This is a genomic window from Aeromicrobium sp. (assembly GCF_049586495.1).
GTDB lineage: Bacteria > Actinomycetota > Actinomycetes > Propionibacteriales > Nocardioidaceae > Aeromicrobium.
The window spans coordinates 1-1,915 of sequence record NZ_JBAVCB010000015.1; the positions used below are offsets into that span (position 1 = coordinate 1).

Annotated in this window: 3 protein-coding genes; 1 reads left to right on the forward strand and 2 read right to left on the reverse strand. The window is 67.3% G+C overall.

The genetic code is table 11. The features are described 5' to 3' along the window. Positions 1–65: 65 nt before the first annotated feature. Together WB508_RS00635 and WB508_RS00640 are read right to left on the reverse strand one after the other, a co-directional pair. Positions 66–593, reverse strand: coding sequence for a hypothetical protein (locus WB508_RS00635; protein ID WP_423842935.1), 528 nt, complete (start codon positions 591–593; stop codon positions 66–68). Positions 594–602: 9 nt separating this feature from the next. Further along, positions 603–1,247: a hypothetical protein gene (locus WB508_RS00640; protein WP_423842936.1), complete on the reverse strand. Its 645-nt coding sequence runs from the start codon at positions 1,245–1,247 to the stop codon at positions 603–605. Between the two features lie 291 nt (positions 1,248–1,538). Here WB508_RS00640 and WB508_RS00645 point away from each other — a divergent pair. Next, a partial coding sequence (locus tag WB508_RS00645; RefSeq protein ID WP_423842937.1) for an alpha/beta hydrolase occupies positions 1,539–1,915 on the forward strand: 377 nt, incomplete at its 3' end.

A 1,915-nucleotide genomic window follows, 5' to 3' on the forward strand; every position in this document is an offset into this window, starting at 1 on the left:
GAGTGCATCCTGACACGACGCGACGCGGCTGGCCCCTGACTGATAGGCCAACCGTCATCGGCAGATCAGTCGCAGTTGTTGCACAGACCGGTGAGCGATTTTTCCATGAAGCAGGAGGGGCACACCTCGCCGGCGGTTTTCTCGGTTACCGGCTTCCGGGTGACGCGTTCCTTTTTGGCCTTGGCCTGCTTGGTCAGCGTCGGCTGGCCGCCGTCGGCGGGGAGGTCGGACGCGTACTTCTGGTAGCAGGCAAGACGGTCCTCGGCGGCACGCCACTGCAGGTCCTCGACCTCGCCACCGGTGGTGGCGACGATCGATTTCAGGTACCCGTCGCCGATCGTTCCGTCGGCCTTCACGCACAGCGATGCCAGGGGCGCGTCGCTGTCGCGGTGAGCCTGCTTGGCGATGAGATCGAGCATGGGGCCGATCCAGTTCATCAGCAGCATCGTGGTGCGCTGCCCTGACGTGGACTGCACGTGGTCGCTCAACTCGAGGTAGGTGACGACACCCCCGTAGGACTTTGCGGTGTCCTGCAGCAGCCCGTAGGCGAGGGGAGTCCAGGACTTCATCAACTGTTCGGTTTTGGTCGTCACATCTCAAGGCTACGCGGTGTTGGAGGGGTCCCTGACCACGGAGCCACCAGGAGCGAGCCGGCGGTGCCTCGTGTGCACCAAAATCCCCGCGCACAGAGCGCCGGCTGTGCCGAGGATCTGATCGCTCAAGGTGTCCTCGTAGGCACCGTCGAGCTCGATGCCGCGCTGGATGAAGGTGAAGTACTCGCCGATCTCCCACACCACGGCAATGGCTGCGCCCAGACCCGTGACCAGCACGATCAGCACCCACCGAGGCTGCACGTCGGCGCGAGCGATGAACAGTCCGATGCCCCACAGCAGCAGAAACCACGTGACGAAGTGCGCCACGTTGTCGAACGGCTCCCACCCGTCGTAGAGGTTCAGCGAGTTGCCGAGCGCGTCGAACAGGAACGACGAGATGATGACGGCGCACGGCCACCACGGGATTGGCTGAGGTGAGGTGCGTCGGCGCTGAACCAGGATCCAGATGGCGGGGGCGGCCAGCATCAGCACGGTGTTGACCAGCAGGCGCGTCGCGAATCCCTTGCCCTCGAAGCGGTCAAGACCGCCGAAGGCGCCGACGAGCAGCTGTACTTCCGTGGCAACGAAGAACACGGCGGCCAGGAGGAATGCTGGGTTTCGGCGCTCGCGTATGGGCGTGGGAGTCGAGGTCATGGGAGGACGATAGGGCTTCAGAGCCCGTGCGATTGTGAGCCTGGTGGGTTTGGTTCGCCTCGCTTCGCTCACAGTCGGCCGCAGGCGGCCTCCTTGGCGAACGGGTTGTTGTTCGCCTCGGTCGCTGGCGCTTCCGGTCCCCAGCGAGCTGGCGAGCGTGAGGCGCGCCAGGGCCGAGGGGCACAGTCGGCCGCGGGCGGCCTCCTTGGCAAACGGGCGTGGTTGCCGCGGGCGGTCTCTTGGCGAGCGGTTCGGGTGGACGCGGGGGGCGGGGCGCGGGACGATCGGCAGATGCGCACTGATGTCGAGATCCCCAGCCACGGCGAGCTGCTCGGGGCGTGGCACTACACGGCCGAGTCGGCGGACCTCGAGGGTCCGACGGGGCGGCCGTGTGTTGTCGTGGCCCACGGCTTCGGTGCCACGCGCGACGCGGGGCTGACGCCATTCGCGGAGAAGTTCGCCGCCGCGGGAGCCGACGTGCTGGTGTTCGACTACCGCGGATTCGGCACCTCCACGGGTGCCAAGCGCCAGAGCGTCGACCACCGGGCGCACCGGGCCGACTATCGCTCGGCCGTGAAGTCTGCCCGTGGCCTCGCGGGGGTCGACCCCGAGCGCATCGTGCTGTGGGGCAGCTCGTACTCCGGCGGGCACGTCATCGCGGTGGCGGC